Source organism: Streptomyces sp. NPDC043726 (assembly GCF_056436565.1).
In genome coordinates, this window is the sequence record NZ_JBWKCI010000002.1 from 21,385 (window position 1) to 39,452 (window position 18,068).

The window sequence follows — 18,068 nt, forward strand, 5'->3', positions numbered from 1 at the left end:
CTGTGCCACCGTGCACGGCGCCAGCGTATGGCACTCAGTGCCACACGTAAAGGCACTCCGTACCCTCAATCTGTGCCGGATGCGAGCGTGGTCTCGAGCTCCTGCACCACCCGCCACAGCGGCGCGCCCCGGCGCGCCACCACGACCACCACGTCCTCGGGCCGCGCCCCGTCGAGCGGCGCGGGCCCCGCGCCGAAGGCGGACTGCACATACCCGAGCGCGTGGTCCACGGTGGCGCCGGCGTCCGCGCGGCCGTCCGAACGCAGCCAGGAGCGCAGCGCGTTGTTGTGCGCGGCGACCACCGCGGCCGCGATCACGTCGGCCTGGAGCGTGCCGTCACGGCGGCCCGCGAAGCGCGCCCGCAGATACTCCGCGAGTGCCCGCTCGTAGCGCCACACCACCGACAGTTCGTAGGCGCGCAGGCCCGGCACCTGCTTGGTGAGGCGGTAGCGCTGCACGGAGAAGGACGGGTTCTCCGCGTACATGCGCAGCACCAGACGGGCCGCGTCGCACACCCGCCGCACCGGTTCCCCGTCGTCACCGCCGTCGGCCAGGAACGCGGTCATGTCGGCCAGACAGCGCTCGTGGTCGGGGAAGACGACGTCCTCCTTGGACGGGAAGTACCGGAAGAACGACCGCCGCCCCACCCCGGCCAGCGCCACGATGTCGTCCACGGTGGTCTGCTCGTAACCCCGCTCCAGGAACAACTGGAAGGCCGCGGCGACCAGTGCCTCCCGCATCGGCGGCTTCGCCTTCTCGCCGCGGCCGGGCGCCGCACTGCTGGAGCTCATGGTCGGGAACGTAGCACCCGATCTCCATTGATGGCACTCAGTGCAGTCTTCCGGGGGAACTGAGTGCACTTGGCGTGCACAGGAGAAAATGGAGCCCCTGCCGTCCGACCCGGGGTGTGGAGCGATGTGCTGGAGCGCGCAGGCCGATCTCGTGGCGGGTGTCGGCATAGCCGCGGTGGGCGTGGCCTGTGTCGCGCGAACCCGCCGTGCCCGTGATCTGCCGCTGGCCGCACTGCCGTTGCTGCTGGGCGCCCACCAGCTCATCGAGGCGGCGGTCTGGGCGGGCGACGGCGGGACCGGCCCGGCCACCCTCGCCTGGGCCGTCATCGCCCTCCCCCTGCTGCCCCTGTGGGTACCGGTGGCCGTGCTCGCCGCCGCGCCCCGGCCGGCCCGGCCGAGGCTCCTCGTGCCGCTGGCCGTCGGCATCGCCATCTGCGCGATGCTCTCGCACGCCCTCGCCACGAGCCCGGTGAGAGCCGAGATCCGCGGCCACACGGTCGGATACGTCGTGAGCCTGGCGCACGCCGAGCTGGTGATCGCCGGCTACCTCCTCGCCACCGTCGGCGCGCTGCTGCTGTCCGGCCAACGCCACCTGGTGGGCCTCGGTGTCCTGGCGGGCGTGGGCGCGCTGATCTGCGCGGTGCTGTGGCGCACGGAGTTCGTCTCGACCTGGTGCGCGGTCGCGGCCGTCTGCTCGGTCGTGCTGTACGGCTGGGCGCGCGGCGGGGGGAGTCCGGTGCCCGTGTCGTCGGGGTGAAGGTCGGCGCGGGTCGTCTGCTGGGTCGTGCTGTACGGCTGGGTGCGCGGCGGGGGGAGTCCGGTGCCCACACCGGCCAGGTGAAGGCCGTCGCGGCTCGGTCGTCCTGTACGGCTGGGTGCGTGGCGGGGGGAGTCCGGTGCCCATGTCGGCGGGGTGAGGCCGGCGCGGGTCGTCTGCTGGGTCGTGTTGTACGGCTGGGTGCGCGGCGGGGGGAGTCCGGTGCCCGTGTCGTCGGGGTGAAGGCCGGCGCGGGCTGTCTGCTGGGTCGTGGTGTACGGCTGGGTGGGCGGCGGGGGGAGTCTGGTGCCCACACCGGCCAGGTGAAGGCCGTCGCGGCTCGGTCGTCCTGTATGGCTGGGCGCGCGCCGACCGGAGTCCGGTGCCCGCACGGTCGGCGTGAACGCCGTCGCGGCCGGGTACTCGGAGCCGCGTCCCGCCTGGCGGGGGCGCGCTGCCGCCCCGGACCGGCGCGCCGCGAAGGGAGAGGCCATGACGCAGAACGGCGAGGATCCGGCGTTCGTACGGCGGGCGGCAGTCCCCGGACTCCGCCCGGTCACCGAGAACGCCGCCGAGCCCCTCAGGCTGCCGGTCCCCGACCAGCCGCCCCCCGATCAGCCGCCCTCCGGGCACGCACCGCCCCCGGACCGGAGCCAGGCCATCCTGGAGGCCGCCAAGCAGGTCGGCGGACTGCTCAAGCGCGCCGGCCACCCCTTCGCCCTCGCCGGAAGCCTGGCCGCCTACGCCCACGGCGCCGGCAGCCGGATCCGGCACGACGCCGACTTCTGCGTCCGCCGCGAGGACACCGAAGCCGTCACCAGGACGCTCGCCGAGGCCGGACTGACCGTCCGCACCCCACCCGAGGACTGGCTGATGAAGACCACCTGCCTCGGCCAGGAGGTCGACTTCATCTTCGAGCTGGCCCACCGCCCGGTCACCGCCGAGATGCTCGCCCGCGCCGAGGAACGCGACCTCGACTCGGTGCACATGCCCGTCCTCGCCCCGACCGACCTCATGCGCGGTCTCGTCGAGGCCTTCTCCGAGCACTACTGCGACTTCGGCTCCGCGCTCGCCGTCGCCCGCGCCCTGCGCGAGAAGGTCGACTGGACGGCCGTACGACGGGACTGCGGGGACCAGCCCATGCCCGCGGCGTTCTTCTTCCTCCTGGAGCGCCTGAACGTCATCGACACGCCGAAGGAGGAGCGATGAACCGCACCCCCGCCCAGCCCGCTCCCGGCACCGGCGGAGCGCACCACCTGGACTACCGCGTCGCCCACCTCACCGACCACCTGGCCGCCGGGCCCCTCGGCGAACTCGGTGTACGGATCCAGATCCGGGGCGAGGCGGTCCTGTTGACCGGCACGGTCCCCTCCGCCGACTGCCGCGACGAGGTGATCCGGCTCGCCCGCGAGGAGCTGCCGGACCACCCGGTCCACTCCGACCTCGTCGTCGCGGACGGCTCCGCGCCCGACCACGCCGAGGAGCTGCCGTGATCCGGGTCGCGGCCGTCGGCGACATCCACCTCGGGCCCGGCAGCCGGGGCTCGCTGCGGCCCTCCTTCGAGACGCTGCCCGACTCCGCGGACGTCCTGCTCCTCGCCGGGGACCTCACCCGGCACGGCACCGTGGCGGAGGCCGAGGTGGTGGCCGAGGAGATCGAGGACCTCGGGGTGCCGGTGGTCGCGGTCCTCGGCAACCACGACCATCACGACGACCGCCCCGAGGAGGTCACGGCCGTGCTCCGGGACGCGGGCGCGCACGTCCTGGAGGGAGAGGCGACCGTCGTCGGCCGGGACGGCACACGGATCGGGGTCGCCGGCACCAAGGGGTTCGGGGGCGGGTTCGTCGGCCGCTGCGCCGGGGAGTTCGGCGAGCCGATCATGAAGGAGTTCGTCCGGTACAGCCGCCGCTGCGCCGACGCCCTGTGCCGGTCCCTGGAAGAGCTCGGCGAGCAGGACTGCGACGTACGGATCGCCCTCACCCACTTCTCGCCGGTGCCGGACACCCTGGCCGGTGAGCCCCTGGAGATCTTTCCGTTCCTCGGGAGCTATCTCCTGGCCGAGGCGATCGACACGGCCGGCGCCGACCTCGCGGTGCACGGACACGCCCATCTGGGCACCGAGCACGGCCTGACCAGCGGCGGAGTGAAGGTGCGCAACGTGGCCCAGCCGGTGATCGGGCGGGCCTTCCACGTGTACCACCTGCCGGTGCGGGAGCGGGCCGCGGCGGGGTGAGCCGTACCGGCGGCGGGGTGAGCCGTGCGGAAAGCTGAGCCGCGCGGAAAAAAAGCTGAGCCGCGCGGAAAAGGGGCCCGTGGCTCATGGCCACGAGCCCCTGACTGCTTGTCTTCTCGGCTCAGTCCTTCTTGCCGCGCCCGCTCAGGGCGTCCCGCAGCCGGTCGACCATGCCGACGCCGGGCGCCAGCAGCTTGTTGGCCGGCGGGGTGTCCGGGGCCGACGGGTGCGGCCGGGTCGGCGCCGTCTTCTTCGCCGTACGGACCTTGTCACCGAGGTCGTCGAGCACGGCGGCGGAGCAGGTCTCGCGCAGCCGCGGGAAGAGGTTGGTCTCCTCGTCGTCGATGTGCGAACGGACCTCGGTCATCAGCATCCCGATGAGCCGGTCGAACTCCGCGTCGCCCGCGTCATGGCTCTCCAGATCCTTCATGATCCGCTCGGCCTCGGAGTGCTCGGCGATCTCCTCGTCGGCGAGCATGTCCCCGCCGGGGAGGTGCTCGCGCACCGCCGGGTAGAGGTAGGCCTCTTCGGCGACGGAGTGCCGCACGAGTTCCATCGTGACCTGGTCGGCGTACGTCTTACGGTCCTTGTGCCCGGGCGGCAGCGCCTCGATCTTGCCGAAGAGCTCCTGCACCTCGCGATGGTCGGTCACCAGTTCCTCGATCACGTTTCCGCCGTGACCCATGTTCTTCACCTCCAAGTGACGGCGGCCCGGGCGGACCCGCCGCGGCACCCGAGTGCCCGCCCCACGCGCGCCCACACAGCCCCCTCCGAGCTGACATCGACTCCCGGACACGGGTACTCGGCGGCGGAAACGACGGGCGCCGCGGCCCGGAGAGGACGGGCGGCGCGGCGGCCCACATACTGTCTCTACCAGCGCTTTGCCCAGGTCACTGTCCCCACGAGCGCTCCTCCCAGGTCCCGCACCTCCTTCGCTAGGGAGTTCCGGATGACCCTCGACCAGTTCTCGCCGTCGCCGGATCTGCGGATCGGCCTGCTCGGCAGCTACGGCGGACGCAACATCGGCGACGAGGCGATCCTCAGCTGCGTGCTGGGCTGTCTGCGCGCCCACCGCCCTGGCGCCCGGCTCGTGGTCTTCAGCCGCGACGCCGAGCACACCCGCGCCCACCAGCCCCGGGCCGACGAGGTCGTCGACTGGGAGGGCGTCCCGCAGAAACCCGTACTGGACACCCTGGCCGGCCTGGACCTGCTGGTCCTGGGCGGCGGCGGGATCCTCTACGACGGCGAGGCGCGCCGCTATCTGCGGCTCGTCCGCGCCGCACACGAGCGCGGCGTGCCCACCTTCGCCTACGCCGTCGGCGCGGGCCCGCTGCGCGAGGCCGACGACCGCGAGGCCGTCCGTGCCGTCCTGCCCGCCATGACCGACGTCGTCGTCCGCGACGAGGAGTCCCGCCTGGTCCTGGAGGAGGTCGGCGTCGACCGCGACCTCACCGTCACCGCCGATCCGGCGCTGCTCCTGCCGCCCGAGCCCTTCACCGAGCCGATGATGCGGCAGGAAGGCCTGCCGACCGGCTCCCGGCTGGTGGGGATGTCGGTGCGCGAGCCCGGCCGCGCCGCCGAGAAACTCGACGAGGCCGACTACCACTCGCTCCTCGCCGACGTCGCCGACTTCCTCGCCCGCAGACTGGACGCGCACGTCGTCTTCGTCCCGATGGAGCGCCAGGACGTCCGCCACGCCCACGGCGTGCTCTCCCGGATGAGCGCCCCGGACCAGGGCCGTATCCTCCACAACTCCTACAGCCCCGGCGAGATCCTCGGTTTCATGAGCCATCTGGACGTCGTCGTCGGCATGCGGCTGCACTTCGTGATGTTCGCCGCGCTCGCCGGGCTGCCCGTGCTGCCGCTGCCGTACTCGGGCAAGGTCTTCGACTTCGCCCGCCGCACCGGCTCGCCCGCGCTGGTCGGCGTGGCACGGGAACAGGCCGGGCTGCTGCTCGCCGAGGTGGACCGGCTCTGGGACGAGTTCCCGCTGCGCCAGGCCGACTTGAAGAGGCGGGTGCGCGGACTTCAGGAGCGGTCCCGGGAGACCTGCGAGCGCTGCGGGGCGCTGCTGGACTCCCTCGACGGCGGACGGCGGACCGAACGCGCGGACCTGAGCCTGTTCACCCCGGGCTCGTGAGTCGAGGGAGCAGCGATGCCGATCCTCAAGCCACCCCAGCCCGAGCACACGGTCACCCTGCCCCCACGGGCGGCCCGCCACGGCGGCAGAACGGACGTGCTGGTCGTCGGCGGCGGACCGGCGGGCACCGCGGCGGCGTACGCGGCGGCCGACGCCGGCGCCGACGTCGTCCTCGTGGAGCGCTACGGCTTCCTCGGCGGCAACGCCACCGTGGCCCTGGTCATGCCGCTGATGTCGTTCCACAACGAGCGCAAGCAGGCCGTGTTCGACGGAGCCGGGCACAGTGGCCGGCTCCTGCCCACCGACCACGGCGAGGGCGATCCCGTGGTGGCCGGATTCCTCTGGCTGCTGCTGGACCGGCTCACCGAGCGCGGCGGCTGCGTCCCGCCGTCCCCCGACACCGGATACACCGTCCCCTTCGACCCGGAGATCTACAAACTCGTCCTCCTCGATCTGCTCGACGAGGCGGGCGTGCGGATGCTGTTCCACTCCTTCGCCTCCACCGCGCTGCCCCTGGACGACGGCTGGCGGGTGGTCTTCGAGACCAAGTCCGGGCCGGTCGTGATCGACGCCGGGGTCGTCGTCGACGGCACCGGCGACGGCGACATCGCCGCCGCCTGCGGGGCACCGTACGAGATCGGGCGGCCGGAGGACGGGCTGGTGCAGCCCATGACGCTCATGTTCCGCATCGTCGACTTCGTGCAGCCGCGGTTCAGCGACTACGTGAGCGAACACCCCGACCAGTGGCGGGGCGTGCACGGGCTGTGGGACCTCGTCCAGGCGGCCACCGAGGCGGGCGAACTCCGGCTGCCCCGCGAGGACGTCCTCTTCTTCGGCACCCCGCACCCCCGCGAGGTCAGCGTCAACAGCACCCGGGTCACCCGGGCGCTCGGCACCGATGTCTGGGACCTCAGCCGGGCCGAGTTCACCGCGCGTCGCCAACTGGCCCAGATCGACCGCTTCCTGCGCCGGCGCGTGCCCGGCTTCGAGGAGGCCTATGTGGCCCAGAGCGGTGTCCAGATCGGCGTCCGCGAGACCCGTCGCATCCTCGGCGACTACCACCTCACCGGCCACGACATCCTCGCCGCGCGCGCCTTCCCGGACGCCGTCGCGCACGGCGCCTACCCGGTCGACATCCACAACCCGCGGGGCAGCGGAACCGTCCTCAAACGGGTTCCGCGCGGCAGTTTCTACGACATCCCGCTGCGCTGTCTGCTGCCCCGGGACACCGACCGGCTGCTGGTCGCCGGGCGCTGCATCTCCGGCTCGCACGTGGCGCACTCCTCGTACCGGGTGATGCCCATCGCGATGGCGACCGGCCAGGCGGCGGGCGTGTGCGCCGCGCTGTCGGTCCGCCTCGGGAGGGCGCCCCGCGAGGTACCTCACCACCTGGTCCAGCGCGCTCTGCTCCGCCAGGGCGCCCATCTGCGTCTGCAGGCGACGGAGCCCGCGCGCCAGGGCGGGGCCTGAGCGCTGTCCTGGTCGGCCGCCGCCTCGGCCCCCGCCGTGAAGCCCCGGGGGCCTGCGGATTCACGTCCTCCACGCGGGGCACTCGGGGCGCGCGACGCAGGACGACGCGGCGCAGGACGACGCGACGCAGGACGACGGAAGCAGCGGACATGGGGCGAGTGGACCGGATCGCCGAGCCGTGGGGCGTACGTACCCCCTACGGCAGGGGTGAACGGTGGCCGATGCGGGTGGACACCCACCTGGCCGACGGGATCCGGCCGGAGCAGGTCGACCGCTGGGTGCGCTCGGCGTCGGTGCTGCACTCCAACGGCGACGCCCTCGACATCGCGGTGCGCGACGGCCGGATCGTCGGGGTGCGCGGGAGCGCGGAGGATCGCGTCAACCACGGGCGCCTGGACCCCAAGGACCTGTACGCCTGGCAGGCGGTCTCCTCCCCGGACCGGCTCACCGCCCCCCTCGTACGACGAGATGGCCGGCTGGTCGAGACGGACTGGGACACCGCGCTGGACCAAGTGGTGACCCGCACCCGGGACCTCCTCGACGAGCGGGGACCGGGCGCGATCGGCTTCTACACCAGCGGCCAGCTCTTCCTGGAGGAGTACTACACGCTGAGCGTGATCGCCCGCGCCGGGCTCGGCACCAGCCACCTGGACGGCAACACCCGGCTGTGCACGGCCACCGCGGCCACGGCGCTGAAGGAGTCCTTCGGCTGCGACGGACAGCCCGGTTCCTTCACCGACCTCGACCACGCCGACACCATCGCCCTGTTCGGGCACAACATGGCCGAGACCCAGTCCGTGCTGTGGACCCGCGTCCTCGACCGGCTCGCCGGGCCCGAACCGCCCGAGCTGGTCTGCGTCGACCCGCGCTCCACCCCGGTCGCCCGGGCCGCGACCGTACACCTCGCGCCCCGGCCCGGCACCAACGTGGCCCTGATGAACGCCCTGCTGCACGAGATCATCGCGTGCGGCTGGACCGACACCGGCTACCTCGAGCGGCACACGGTGGGCTACGACGAACTGCGGCAGCGCGTCGAGGACTGGCCGCCCGAACGGGCCGCCGTGATCTGCGACGTCCCCGCCGGTCTGATCCGGCAGGCGGCCCGGCTGCTGGGCACCTGCGACCGGCTGGTGTCCACCGTGCTGCAGGGTTTCTACCAGTCCCACCAGGCCACCGCCGCGGCCGTCCAGGTCAACAACCTCCACCTGGTCCGCGGCATGCTCGGCCGCCCGGGTTGCGGAGTGCTCCAGATGAACGGACAGCCCACCGCGCAGAACACCCGCGAGTGCGGCGCCGACGGCGACCTACCCGGATTCCGCAACTGGGCCAACGACGACCATGTCGCCGAACTGGCCCGCGTGTGGAACGTCGAGCCCCGGCGCATCCCGCACTACGGCCCGCCGACCCACGCCATGAAGATCTTCCGGTACGCCGAGCAGGGCTCGCTGCGCATGCTCTGGATCACCGGCACCAACCCCGCGGTCTCGCTGCCGGAACTCTCCCGGATCCGCTCCGTCCTCGCCCGGGAAGGCCTCTTCCTCGTCGTCCAGGACCTCTATCCGACCGAGACGACCGAACTCGCCGACGTGGTCCTGCCCGCGGCCGGCTGGGGCGAGAAGACGGGCACCTTCACCAACGCCGACCGCACCGTCCACCTCTCCGACAAGGCCGTCGAACCGCCCGGCCTGGCCCGCCCCGACCTCGACATCCTCCTCGACTACGCCCGGCGCCTGGACTTGCGCGACAAGGACGGCGCCCCGCTGGTGAAGTGGCACGACCCGCAATCGGCGTTCCGGGCCTGGCAGGAGTGCTCGCGGGGCCGCCCCTGCGACTACACCGGCCTGAGCTACGACCGGCTGCGCGAGGCCGGCGGCATCCAGTGGCCGTGCACGTCCGAAAACCCGGACGGCACCGAACGCCTCTACACCGGCGGCGCGTTCTGGAGCGGCCCCGACACCTGCGAGAGCTACGGCCTCGACCTGGTCACCGGCGCGCCCGTGGAGCCCGTGGAGTACCGCGCCCTGAACCCGCACGGCAAGGCCGTGATCAAGTCGGCCGGCTACCTGCCGCCGCACGAACAGCCCACCGACGAGTACCCGTTCGCCCTGATCAGCGGCCGGACCCTCTACCACTTCCACACCCGTACCAAGACCGGCCGGACACCGCGGCTGAACGCCGCCGCCCCCGAGGTGTGGGTGGAGATCTCCGGCGAGGACGCGGGCGCGCACGGTGTGGGGGAGGGCGACCAGGTCGAGATCGCCACGCCCCGGGGCACGGTACGGGCCCGCGCCCGCGTCAGCGGTATCCGTCCCGGAGTGCTGTTCCTGCCCTTCCATTACGGCTACTGGGACGCGGGCGATCGGCCTGGCGAGGGACCCGGACGGGACGGCCAAGGGGACGCGGGTGGCCGTTCCGGCGAGGGACCCGACCGGGCCGCGAACGAACTCACCCCCACTGACTGGGACCCCGCCTCCAAGCAACCGCTCTACAAGACCGCGGCCGCCTCCTTGCGCCGCATCGCCCCGGCCGGCGGTATCCCGGCCCCGGCGCCCACGACCACCGCCTCGTCCCCCGTCGACGCCGCCGTGCCCGCCACGCACGGCGGCACCGGCGCGGCCGTCGAGGAGGCCGGACCTGTACCGTCCAGGGGAGGAAGCACATGAAGATCGGCGCCGTCCTGCGCGAACTGCACGAAGACGAGCGGGAGTTGGTGCGCTGTCTGTTGCTCACGGCCGAACGGCACCGGAGCGCCCACGACATCCACCATCTCTCCCTCGACCTCGCCGGCTGGTCGCGCCGGCATCTGCGGGACGTGGCCGAGGTCGCCGACCGGTACGGGGTCCACCTCGAAGCGGACCCCGACGACGGCCCCCGTCGCACCGACCGGCTGCGGGAGAAGGGCAGCGCGTTGCTCGGCCTCCGCACCGACCCGGGGCTGCTCCTCCTGCACGACCTGCGGGAGATCCACGGGCGGGCCTCGACGGTCTCCCTCGACTGGGAGCTGGTCGCCCAGGCGGCGCAGGCCACCTCCGACGACGGACTGCTGGACCTGGCCCAGCGCTGCCACCCGGACACCTTGCGGCAGCTGCGTTGGGCCAACGCCGAGCTGAAGGAGACCTCGCCCCAGGTCCTGACGAGCTGACCGTCACGTCCTGACGAGCCGACCATCCCGGTCGGTGGCGAGCCCCCGCGACGATCGTATTGATCGCAAACGATCGATACGATTGTGGGCGTAGAGTAAGCGCTCCGGGATCACTGCCTCTGCCCGGAGACACGCCACCGACCAGGGGGAACCGATGCGACTCCATGTCGACCAGCGCCACGAGCGGGTGCTCGAACTCGTCCGCGAGCGGCGCAGCATCCGGGTCGCCGACCTCGCCGCCGAACTCGGCGTGTCCGCGGTCACCTTGCGGCGGGACGTGGAGGCGCTGGCCGCTCAGGGCCGGGTGCAGCGGCTGCACGGCGCCGTGGTGTGGCCGGAGGAGGCGGCGGCCGAACCGCGCGAGCGCCCGGCGGCCTCCGGGGGCGCGGTGATCGGAATGATCGTGCCGACCACGAACTACATCTTCGCCGACATCGTCCGCGGTGCCCGGGAGGCCGTCGCCGCCCAGGGCGGACGGCTCGTCCTCGGGGTGTCCGGTTACGTGGACGCCGAGGACTCCGTGCAGGCCGAGCACCTGATCGCGGGGGGAGCGGAGGGGCTGCTCGTCGCGCCCAGCTGGTTCGGTGGCGTGCCCGAGGGCGGCCAGGAGAAGTGGCTGCTGGCCCATGACGTCCCGGCCGTCCTGGTGGAGCGCTCGGCGCCGCCCGGCAACCCCGCCGCCGTCCTGGACCGGGTCCGCACCGACCGGGCCCACGGTGCCGCCGTCGCCGTCGGGCACTTCGCCGCCCTCGGCCACCGCAAGATCACCGCGGTCCTCCAGGAGGGCCCGCACGCCGACCAGATCTCCGTCGGCTTCCGGGCCGCCGTGCGGGATCTCGGCCTGGACGTCGACATCGACGCCCCGACCGTGCGCGAGCACGGCGACTACGAGGCGAGCGTCGACCACCTCGTCGGCGCCGTGCAGAAGCGGGGCGTCACGGCGGCGCTGGTGCACAGCGACGAGGACGCGATCGTGCTGGTGCCGCGGCTGCAGGCGGCCGGTGTGCGGGTCCCCGACGACCTGGCGCTGATCGCCTACGACGACGAGGTCGCGGGCCTGTCCGACGTGCCGCTCACCGCGATCGCCCCGCCCAAGCGGTCGGTCGGTGAACTCGCCGCCAAGCTGCTGCTCCAGCGGCTCGCCGAGCGCCGTGGCGGACAGCTTCCGGGCCCCGGTCAGCACCTCGATCTGCTCCCGGTGCTGCGGATCCGCTCGTCCTGCGGCGGCGAACCGATCGCCGAATGATCGTTCCTTTCGTTGTGCGATCGTTTTGATTGTCTTGGTCGAACGCTCTTGACGCCGATCGTGTGCTCACAAAGGATGTCCTGCGACCGCCTCTTCCCGTACGAGGTCTCGTAGGAGCCGTGCCATGACGCGCAGTTCACGTTCGTTCCGCACCACCGCCACCCTCGCCGCCGTCGCCGCCCTCGGCCTGCTCGCCACCGCCTGCGGCGGCGACGGCGACTCGACCGACACCGCCGCCGACGGCAAGCCGGTCACGCTCACCTACTGGACCTGGACGCTCGGCGCCAAGTCGACCGTCGAGGCGTTCAACAAGACGCACCAGGACATCAAGGTCGAGCTCACCGAGATACCGAGCGGCACCGAGGGCTACAGCAAGCTCGCCAACGCCGTGAAGGCGGGCAACGCGCCCGACGTGGCCACGATCGAGTACCAGATGGTCCCCGAGTTCGCGAGCCAAGGTCATCTGATCGATCTGACCGAGTACGCGGGCGAAACGGTCAAGACGAAGTTCCCGCAGGCCGTCCAGGACCTGGTGACCTTCGGCGGCAAGACCTGGACCGTCCCCTACGACGCGGCCCCGCAGCTCTACTACTACCGCACCGACCTGTTCAAGAAGTTCGGCATCGAAGTCCCCACGACCTGGGACGAGTTCAAGGCGGCCGCCGAAAAGGTCAAGAAGCAGGACAAGAGCGTCCGCCTCGCCTCCATGCCGAAGAACGACCCCGCCCTGCTGGCCGCCCTGTCCTGGCAGGCCGGCGCCAAGTGGTTCTCCGTCGAGGGCGACGCCTGGAAGCCCGCCGTGAACGACGCCGCGACCAACAAGGTCGCCGCCTACTGGGACGGCCTGATCGAGGACGACCTCGTGCAGTCCTACACCGGCTACAGCCCCGAGGAGACCAAGGCCCGCACCTCCGGCAAGACCCTCTCCTTCCTCGGCGCCTCCTGGTCCGCCGGCGGCATGAAGACCGCCATGCCCGACCTGGCCGGCAAGTGGGCCGCCGCCCCCATGCCCAACTGGGGCACCGCCGCCAGCGGCAACTACGGCGGCACCTCCTACGGCGTCCTCAAGGGCAGCGACCAGGCCGAGGCCGCCGCCGAGTTCATCACCTGGCTCACCACGGACAAGGCCGGAGTTCAGGCCCGGCTCGCCGACCTGGAGTCGCCCAGCAGCGCGCTGCCGGCCAACCCCGAGATGCGCGAGGTGGCCGCCGCGAAGTTCGACACCGCCTACCTCGACGGCCAGGACCTCTACGCCCTCGCCTCCGAGCAGGCCGACACCATCGTCCCCGGCTGGACCTGGGGCCCGAACCAGATGGACGTCTACACCGCCGTCCAGGACCGCACCGCCAAGTCCGACTTCACCGCGGGCGTCGAGGCGGGCCAGGAGAAGGCCGAGTCGGGCATCACGGAACGCGGCCTGAAGCTCGCGAAGTAACCCGCGCCGCCCGACCCGCGCCGCCCGACCCGCGCCGCCCGACCCGCGCCGCCCGCCCCGCGCCGCCCGCCCCGCGGCGCCCGCCCGGGGTGCCCGTCCGGGGGCGCCCGGGGGTGCCCGACCCGCGCCGCGCCGCCTGATCCTCGTCGCCCCACCCGCGCCGCCAGACCCGCCGGCCCCGCCGGAACGCCCCACAGCCCCGGCGGCCCGGCGCCCCGGGCCCGTCCGCGGCCCTGCCTCACCCGTCCCACCCCGCCAAGGAGCCCCCGTGGCAGCACCGTCCGCCCCAGTCGCGCGCCCCGCGGCCGTACGCGCACCCGCGCCGCGGTCCTCCGGCGCCTCGCGGCTGCGGCGCAGTCAGCGCCGTACCGCCGCCCTGTTCATCGTCCCGTTCTTCGTGCTGTTCGCCGCCGTCATGGCGGCCCCCATCGTCTACGCCGTGTGGATGAGCCTGTTCCAGGAACGCTCCTCCGGACTCGGCTTCGGCGGCACAGAGCGGGTGTTCGCGGGCCTGGGCAACTACACCAGGGCGCTGTCCGACCCCGGCTTCCGTGCCTCCTTCGGGCACATAGCGCTGTACTGCGCCCTGTACATCCCGGTGATGATCGGCGGCTCGCTCGCCCTGGCCCTCCTGGTGGACTCAGCCCTCGCCCGCGCCAAGCGGTTCTTCCAGCTCGCCCTGTTCCTGCCGCACGCGATCCCCGGACTGATCGCTTCGATCATCTGGATCTACCTGTACACACCCGGTCTAAGCCCGGTGCTCGAATGGATCGGCGCGCTCGGCGGCTCCTGGGACTTCTACCGCAGCGATCACGTGCTCATGTCCCTGGTCAACCTGACCGCCTGGCAGTGGACCGGCTACAACATGGTCATCTTCTACGCCGCCCTGCAGGCCGTTCCGCGCGAAGTGATCGAAGCGGCCGTCGTGGACGGCGCCGGCGCCCTGCGCACCGCCCTCCAGATCAAGGTCCCGATGATCTCCTCCGCGATCGTCATGACCGTTCTGTTCACCTGCGTCGGCGCGATCCAGATCTTCACCGAACCCAAGCTCCTCAACCAGCGCGGAGCACCCTCGATCGACACCGAGTGGTCCCCGACCCTCTACATCTGGAAGGCGGGTTTCGTGCAGCACGACTACGGCCTGGCCGCCGCCGCGTCCCTGATGCTCGCCGCCCTCGGCGTCGCCCTCTCCTACCTCGTCACCCGGCTCGGCAACCGGTGGAAGGCGACCCGATGAGCACCCTCACCCACGACACCGCGCGCCCCGTCACGAAGGAGCCCGAGCCCGCCCCGGCCGCCCGCCGCCGCGGCCCCTCCGGCGCCCTGCTCTCCAAGGGCTTCGTCAACGGCCTGCTGATCGTCGCCGCGTTCTACACCCTGATGCCGGTCAGCTGGCTGCTCTTCGCCGCCACCAAGAACCACCGCGACCTCTTCGCCACCTCCGGCTTCTCCTTCGGCGACTTCAACCTCTTCGCCAACCTCGAACGCGTCTTCACCTTCAACGACGGCATCTACCTGCGCTGGTTCGGCAACAGCATCCTCTACTCCGTCGTCGGCTCCGCCGCCTCCACCCTGCTGTGCGTCGCCACCGGCTACGCCTTCGACAAGTACGAGTTCCGCGGCAAGGAGAAGCTGTTCGGACTGGTCCTCGGCGGCGTCCTCGTCCCCACCACGGTCATCCAGCTGCCGATGTACCTGCTGGCCACCAAGGCCGGCGTCGTCAACACCTACTGGGCGCTGCTGCTGCCCGCCCTGGTCAACCCCTTCGGTGTCTACCTCGCCCGCGTCTTCTCCGAGGGCTACGTCCCCGGCGAGGTGCTGGAGGCCGCCCGCGTCGACGGCGCCGGCGAACTGCGCACCTTCACCCGGATCGGCCTGCCCATGCTGGCGCCGGGCTTCATGACCATCTTCCTGTTCTCGTTCACCGCCAGCTGGAACAACTTCTTCGGCGCCCTGGTGATGCTCAACGACGAACAGCTCTACCCGGTCAACCTCGGCCTGTTCATGTGGAACAGCGTCACCCAGCAACAGCCCGAGTTCTACTCCCTCGTCATCACGGGCTCCCTCGTCGCCGTCGTCCCGCTCATCGTCGCCTTCGTCTGCCTCCAGCGTTTCTGGCGCTCCGGGCTGACCGCCGGCGCGGTGAAGTGACGATGCCCGCACCGGAAGGCACCCCCCTGAACCCCCCGAACCCCTTGAACCCCCCGAACCCCTTGAACTCCGCGGACAGCTCGCGCCGCCCGCACACCGTCCTGGCCATGGGCGCCCAGATCCACCGCCAGCTCCTCGCCGAGCCGGCCCTCGACCGCCTCCACACCGTCGCCCGCGTCGACACCACGACCACGGTCACCGACCTCACCACCGCCGACCCGAGCCGACTCGCCGCCGCCGAAGTCCTCTTCACCCACTGGGGCGCCCCCCTGCTCGACGAGGACGCGCTGCGCCTGATGCCCCGGCTGCGCGCCGTCGTCCACGCCGCGGGCTCCGTCAAGCACCACGTCACCGACGCCGTCTGGCGCCGGGGCATCACGGTCTCCTCCTCCGCCGCCGCGAACGCCCTGCCCGTCGCCGAGTTCACCCTCGCCGCCATCCTCTTCGCCGGCAAACGCGTCCTCGACGCCGCCCGCGTCTACGCCGACACCCGCACCCGCCCCGACCTGCTGCCGTACTACGGCGGACACGGCAACTACCACCGCACCGTCGGCATCGTCGGCGCCTCCCGCATCGGCCGCCGGGTCATCGAACTGCTGCGCCCCTTCGACCTCGACGTCCTCCTCTACGACCCCTACATTGACGCCCACCAGGCCCGCGCCCTCGGTGTGGAGCGGGTCGGCCTGGACGAACTGGTCCGGCGTGGCGACGTGGTGTCGATCCACGCACCGCAACTCCCCGAGACGCACCACATGTTCGACGCCCGCCGCCTCGCCCTCCTCAAGGACGGGGCCACCCTCGTCAACACCGCCCGCGGCGACCTCGTCGACACCGACGCGCTCACCACCCTCCTGCTCACCGGCCGGATCCACGCCGTCCTCGACGTCACCGAACCGGACGTCCCCCCGGCAGACTCACCCCTGTACACGCTGCCCAACGTGCTCCTCACCCCGCACATCGCGGGCTCCCTCGGCAACGAGCTCGGCCGGATGACCGACTGGGCCGTGGACGAGGTCGCCCGCTACGCCCAGGGTCTGCCCCTGGCGTACGAGGTCGCCCCCGACGAGCTGATCCGCTCGGCGTGAAGGCGCGCGACCGCGTCAACCTCCGCCGCAGGAAAGGACCTTCATGCCCGACCCGGCCCACCGCGTCCTCGTCGTCGGCATCGACGGCGTACGCCTCGACACCCTGAACCGGCTGACCACCCCGCACCTCGACGGGCTCGCCGCCGAGGGGTTCCTGGCGCCCGTCGAGGTGGACGCGCACACGCCCACCATGTCGGGGCCGTGCTGGGCGACCGTCGTCACCGGCGTCACGGTCGCCCGGCACGGCGTGTGGAGCAACGACTTCACCGGCCACCGCCTCGACGTCTTCCCCGACTTCGCGACCCGGCTCGCCGTCCAGGACGGGCGGCGCACCTTCGTCGCCGCCGGCTGGCAGCCCCTGATGCAGGCCCGCTCCGGCGGCCCCCTGTTCGCCGCGCCCTCCCGGTCCGTGTACGTCTCGCCGACCGAGGACACCCCCGAGGCGTGGGAGCACTGCGACGAACGGATCACCGACGCGGCCGTCCGCCTCCTCGCCGACCCCGCCGACGACACGGCCGCCTCCTTCGTCTACCTGGGCGCACCCGACGAGACCGCGCACTTCCTCGGCTGCGGCGAGGCGTACGAGGCCGCGATCCGCCGGGCCGACGCCCGCCTCGGCCGGCTGCTGGACGCGGTGCGCTCCCGGCCGTCGTACGCCGACGAGTCCTGGACCGTCCTCGTCGTCACCGACCACGGCCATGTCGACGCGGGCGGCCATGGCGGCCGTACGTCCGAGGAGCGCACGGCGTGGCTGGCCGCCGCGGGTCCCGGGATCGGCGCGCCTGCCCGCACCCTGCGCCACGCCGACGTCGCAGCCCAGGTGTTCGCCGCGCTCGGCCGCCACCCCGACCGGCACTGGACGCTCGACGGAACGCCTTTCGCCGCCGCCCCGCACGCCGTGCTCCTCGACATGGACGGCACGCTCGTCGACACCGAGTCGCTGTGGCTGCGCACGGTCCGCGAGGCCGCGCCCGCGATCGAGCAGGAGGACCTCTTCCAGGCCCTCGGCCGTTCGGCCGCCGACACCGCGGTACTTCTGCGGCCCGAGGACCCAGATGCCCTGGCCGCGGATCTGGCGGCGCGCTTCCTCGCGGCCGTCCAACGCGAGGCCGCACCCCTGCCCGGCGCGCTGGAGCTGCTCGACCTGCTGAGTGAGCTGGGTATTCCGGCCGCCCTGGTCTCGGCGTCCTCGCGGCCGGTCGTGGACGCGGTGCTCAAGACGCTCGGCACCGACCGGTTCCGCACCACGGTCGCCGCGGGCGAGACACCACGCACCAAGCCCGCCGCCGACCCCTACCTCGCCGCCGCCCGGACGCTCGGTGTCGACCCGGCGGCCTGCCTGGCGGTCGAGGACTCACCCGCGGGCGTCAGCGCCGCCGAGGCGGCGGGCTGCCGCGTCCTCGCCGTCCCCTCGTACACGCCGATCGAACCGGGCGTCCGGCGCACGGTCCGCCGCGGCCTGGCGGGAATCGGCAGGCGGGAGCTGTGGGCGGTGGGACTGTGACACCAATGGTGGGACCGTGACGTCCAGGGGGACTGTGACCTCGACGGCGGGGACTGTGACCTCGTAAACCAACATTTGTTCGATGTCGGTCGGCCCGCATACGATCGCCTCCCG

16 protein-coding genes are annotated in these 18,068 nt (G+C 72.5%); 14 read left to right on the forward strand and 2 right to left on the reverse strand.

Translation table 11 applies throughout. The features are described from left to right. Nucleotides 1–65 precede the first annotated feature (65 nt). Complete coding sequence (locus AC068Z_RS04840) at nucleotides 66–791, reverse strand: TetR family transcriptional regulator (protein WP_478552344.1); 726 nt, start codon at nucleotides 789–791, stop codon at nucleotides 66–68. 124 nt (nucleotides 792–915) lie between these two features. Between AC068Z_RS04840 and AC068Z_RS04845 the strand changes: the two genes are divergently transcribed. From AC068Z_RS04845 to AC068Z_RS04860, 4 genes are all read left to right on the forward strand, one after another. Then, on the forward strand, nucleotides 916–1,548 hold the full coding sequence (locus AC068Z_RS04845) for a DUF6629 family protein (protein WP_478552346.1): 633 nt from the start codon (nucleotides 916–918) through the stop codon (nucleotides 1,546–1,548). 492 nt (nucleotides 1,549–2,040) lie between these two features. Continuing rightward, nucleotides 2,041–2,757, forward strand: a complete 717-nt coding sequence (locus tag AC068Z_RS04850) for a nucleotidyltransferase family protein (protein WP_478552348.1) — start codon at nucleotides 2,041–2,043, stop codon at nucleotides 2,755–2,757. Continuing rightward, a complete protein-coding gene (locus AC068Z_RS04855) occupies nucleotides 2,754–3,041 on the forward strand; it encodes a BON domain-containing protein (protein ID WP_478552349.1) in 288 nt (95 codons plus the stop codon). Before AC068Z_RS04850 ends, AC068Z_RS04855 begins: the two co-directional genes overlap by 4 nt. Next, nucleotides 3,038–3,781: a metallophosphoesterase family protein gene (locus AC068Z_RS04860; RefSeq protein ID WP_478552351.1), complete on the forward strand. Its 744-nt coding sequence runs from the start codon at nucleotides 3,038–3,040 to the stop codon at nucleotides 3,779–3,781. Before AC068Z_RS04855 ends, AC068Z_RS04860 begins: the two co-directional genes overlap by 4 nt. Before the next feature lie 121 nt (nucleotides 3,782–3,902). Here AC068Z_RS04860 and AC068Z_RS04865 read toward each other — a convergent pair whose 3' ends face one another. After that, entirely contained in the window at nucleotides 3,903–4,466 is a 564-nt protein-coding gene (locus tag AC068Z_RS04865) for a hemerythrin domain-containing protein (protein WP_478552352.1), read from the reverse strand. A 264-nt stretch (nucleotides 4,467–4,730) separates the two neighbouring features. Between AC068Z_RS04865 and AC068Z_RS04870 the strand changes: the two genes are divergently transcribed. From AC068Z_RS04870 to AC068Z_RS04915, 10 genes are all read left to right on the forward strand, one after another. Further along, nucleotides 4,731–5,921: a polysaccharide pyruvyl transferase family protein gene (locus tag AC068Z_RS04870; protein ID WP_478552354.1), complete on the forward strand. Its 1,191-nt coding sequence runs from the start codon at nucleotides 4,731–4,733 to the stop codon at nucleotides 5,919–5,921. Between the two features lie 15 nt (nucleotides 5,922–5,936). Then, entirely contained in the window at nucleotides 5,937–7,391 is a 1,455-nt protein-coding gene (locus tag AC068Z_RS04875) for an FAD-dependent oxidoreductase (protein WP_478552356.1), read from the forward strand. 149 nt (nucleotides 7,392–7,540) lie between these two features. Further along, on the forward strand, nucleotides 7,541–10,054 hold the full coding sequence (locus AC068Z_RS04880) for a molybdopterin oxidoreductase family protein (protein WP_478552358.1): 2,514 nt from the start codon (nucleotides 7,541–7,543) through the stop codon (nucleotides 10,052–10,054). Further along, nucleotides 10,051–10,533 carry a hypothetical protein gene (locus tag AC068Z_RS04885; protein ID WP_478552360.1) on the forward strand — a complete coding sequence of 161 codons (483 nt, stop codon included), beginning with the start codon at nucleotides 10,051–10,053 and terminating at the stop codon, nucleotides 10,531–10,533. Before AC068Z_RS04880 ends, AC068Z_RS04885 begins: the two co-directional genes overlap by 4 nt. Before the next feature lie 154 nt (nucleotides 10,534–10,687). After that, entirely contained in the window at nucleotides 10,688–11,779 is a 1,092-nt protein-coding gene (locus AC068Z_RS04890; RefSeq protein ID WP_478552361.1) for a substrate-binding domain-containing protein, read from the forward strand. Between the two features lie 124 nt (nucleotides 11,780–11,903). Then, a complete protein-coding gene (locus tag AC068Z_RS04895; protein WP_478552362.1) occupies nucleotides 11,904–13,214 on the forward strand; it encodes an ABC transporter substrate-binding protein in 1,311 nt (436 codons plus the stop codon). A 268-nt stretch (nucleotides 13,215–13,482) separates the two neighbouring features. Then, nucleotides 13,483–14,451 (forward strand): carbohydrate ABC transporter permease, encoded by a 969-nt coding sequence (locus AC068Z_RS04900; RefSeq protein WP_478552364.1) that lies wholly within the window; start codon nucleotides 13,483–13,485, stop codon nucleotides 14,449–14,451. After that, nucleotides 14,448–15,365, forward strand: coding sequence for a carbohydrate ABC transporter permease (locus AC068Z_RS04905; RefSeq protein WP_478552366.1), 918 nt, complete (start codon nucleotides 14,448–14,450; stop codon nucleotides 15,363–15,365). The genes AC068Z_RS04900 and AC068Z_RS04905 overlap by 4 nt, the downstream gene beginning before the upstream one ends. 107 nt (nucleotides 15,366–15,472) lie before the next feature. After that, a complete protein-coding gene (locus tag AC068Z_RS04910) occupies nucleotides 15,473–16,450 on the forward strand; it encodes a hydroxyacid dehydrogenase (protein ID WP_478552368.1) in 978 nt (325 codons plus the stop codon). Nucleotides 16,451–16,493: 43 nt separating this feature from the next. Further along, nucleotides 16,494–17,954, forward strand: coding sequence for an HAD-IA family hydrolase (locus tag AC068Z_RS04915; protein WP_478552370.1), 1,461 nt, complete (start codon nucleotides 16,494–16,496; stop codon nucleotides 17,952–17,954). Nucleotides 17,955–18,068: the final 114 nt, after the last annotated feature.

Coding starts and splice junctions, on each gene's coding strand:
- AC068Z_RS04840 (WP_478552344.1), bottom strand. CDS start 791: ATGAGCTCCAGCAGTGCGGCGCCCGGCCGCGGCGAGAAGGCGAAGCCG.
- AC068Z_RS04845 (WP_478552346.1), top strand. CDS start 916: ATGTGCTGGAGCGCGCAGGCCGATCTCGTGGCGGGTGTCGGCATAGCC.
- AC068Z_RS04850 (WP_478552348.1), top strand. CDS start 2,041: ATGACGCAGAACGGCGAGGATCCGGCGTTCGTACGGCGGGCGGCAGTC.
- AC068Z_RS04855 (WP_478552349.1), top strand. CDS start 2,754: ATGAACCGCACCCCCGCCCAGCCCGCTCCCGGCACCGGCGGAGCGCAC.
- AC068Z_RS04865 (WP_478552352.1), bottom strand. CDS start 4,466: ATGGGTCACGGCGGAAACGTGATCGAGGAACTGGTGACCGACCATCGC.
- AC068Z_RS04870 (WP_478552354.1), top strand. CDS start 4,731: ATGACCCTCGACCAGTTCTCGCCGTCGCCGGATCTGCGGATCGGCCTG.
- AC068Z_RS04875 (WP_478552356.1), top strand. CDS start 5,937: ATGCCGATCCTCAAGCCACCCCAGCCCGAGCACACGGTCACCCTGCCC.
- AC068Z_RS04880 (WP_478552358.1), top strand. CDS start 7,541: ATGGGGCGAGTGGACCGGATCGCCGAGCCGTGGGGCGTACGTACCCCC.
- AC068Z_RS04885 (WP_478552360.1), top strand. CDS start 10,051: ATGAAGATCGGCGCCGTCCTGCGCGAACTGCACGAAGACGAGCGGGAG.
- AC068Z_RS04890 (WP_478552361.1), top strand. CDS start 10,688: ATGCGACTCCATGTCGACCAGCGCCACGAGCGGGTGCTCGAACTCGTC.
- AC068Z_RS04895 (WP_478552362.1), top strand. CDS start 11,904: ATGACGCGCAGTTCACGTTCGTTCCGCACCACCGCCACCCTCGCCGCC.
- AC068Z_RS04905 (WP_478552366.1), top strand. CDS start 14,448: ATGAGCACCCTCACCCACGACACCGCGCGCCCCGTCACGAAGGAGCCC.
- AC068Z_RS04910 (WP_478552368.1), top strand. CDS start 15,473: ATGGGCGCCCAGATCCACCGCCAGCTCCTCGCCGAGCCGGCCCTCGAC.
- AC068Z_RS04915 (WP_478552370.1), top strand. CDS start 16,494: ATGCCCGACCCGGCCCACCGCGTCCTCGTCGTCGGCATCGACGGCGTA.